Origin of the sequence: Desulfovibrio sp. 1214_IL3152 (assembly GCF_036763055.1) — a bacterium.
Lineage (GTDB): Bacteria > Desulfobacterota > Desulfovibrionia > Desulfovibrionales > Desulfovibrionaceae > Desulfovibrio.
In genome coordinates, this window is record NZ_JBAIYW010000520.1 from 1 (window position 1) to 1,425 (window position 1,425).

Annotated in this window: 1 protein-coding gene; it reads right to left on the reverse strand. The window is 57.5% G+C overall.

Annotation, left to right across the window (positions count from 1 at the left end; translation table 11 throughout):
* Positions 1-107: 107 nt before the first annotated feature.
* Positions 108-1,118: a YheT family hydrolase gene (locus tag V6C07_RS11080; RefSeq protein ID WP_333536539.1), complete on the reverse strand. Its 1,011-nt coding sequence runs from the start codon at positions 1,116-1,118 to the stop codon at positions 108-110.
* Positions 1,119-1,425 lie beyond the last annotated feature (307 nt).

A 1,425-nucleotide genomic window follows, 5' to 3' on the forward strand; every position in this document is an offset into this window, starting at 1 on the left:
TACATTTTCAAAGTTTAAGACACGCTCGCTTCGGCGTTTAACCGCGCAAATAAATTGCGCTTACGCCTTCGCGGCGGGCGACTGCTCACGCAGCCGCCAGAGCAATTTCAAAGTGAAATTGCTCTAAACTTTCCCTGCTCCAGCAACATGCCGGCAAAATCACGGGCGCGCTGCTCACTGTAATACACGCCGCCGGGCTGCACAAAGCCCACATGCCCGCCGTGGTCTGCGACCTCAAGGAACAGATGCGGGTTGGCCTCCGCCGCGTCCCACGGATAGCACGACGGCGCGCAAAAAGGATCGTCTGCGGCAAGCAGCAGGTATGTGGGTACAGTGATGCGGGGCAGATCGGGCAACACCGTATTTTTTTCCCAATAGTCGCTGGCCGAGGAAAAACCGAAGGTGGGCGCTGTAAAGCGGCTGTCAAATTCCGAAAATGTGCGGATATTTTCAATGCCCTCAACCGAAGGATAGTCGGGAAAACGCCCCGCGTTGTGACACACTTTTTTTCGCAGGGTTCGCAAAAAATACCACATGTACAGGCGGCAGGCCGGGCCGTCCATGACAGGGGCGGCGGCGGAAAGATCGCACGGCACGGAAACGGCCACGGCTCCCCGTATGAGGGGCGATATCCTGTTTCCGCCAAGATAGCGGCATATCTGGTTTCCCCCCATGCTGAAGCCTGCCAGCAGCAGCGGTCGGTCAAACATTTCCGCAAAGCGCACCACAGTGGCAAGGTCTTCTGTCTCCCCCATATGGTACAGACGGGCGGTGCGGCCCGGCTCCCCAGAGCAGGAGCGCATGTTCCAGGCAAGGACGTCAAAACCCAAAGACCGCAAAACAGCGCCCAGGCCAAGCACATATTTGCGGCGGCTGTTGCCTTCAAGACCGTGGGATATTATGGCGATGCCGCGCCCCTGCCCAAAATTTCCATCCGGCGCGTGGGCAGCGGGCTGCATGTCCACATCCAGAAAATCCCCGTCGGGCGTTTCAATGCGCTGCCGCCGCGTATCAGGCGCAAGGTCGGGATGCGGGCGAAAAAGCACGGGCCACATGGTGTTGGCATGGGGATTTCTCAGATGCAGGGGACAGACATAGCGCGAATGAAGTATGGGCATAATTTTCTCAACAGATGTATTTTATTGCTGAACGTCATTTGAACATCTTGGCAGACCGACCAGCCTCGTATACCTTCTGGGCATGCAAGAATTCAGTTTACATAGCTCCCGCCGAAAAAGCCTGTCAAATTCAGTAGCTGCATCCAAAAGCTCAGTTCCTGCGCCGGGGCGCGTTCCGCACGGCCTTGCCGGAACAAAAAACCGTGTGGGTGAGAATCAGGCGGATGTGCTTGTTCTGGGCGCGGGAGCTTCCGGGCTTATCTGCGCGCGCGAAGCCGCCGGAAGGGGCCTGCGCGTGACAGTGCTT

Excerpts from the sequence above, each read along its gene's own strand:
- V6C07_RS11080 (WP_333536539.1), bottom strand. The coding sequence starts at position 1,118 with ATGCCCATACTTCATTCGCGCTATGTCTGTCCCCTGCATCTGAGAAAT.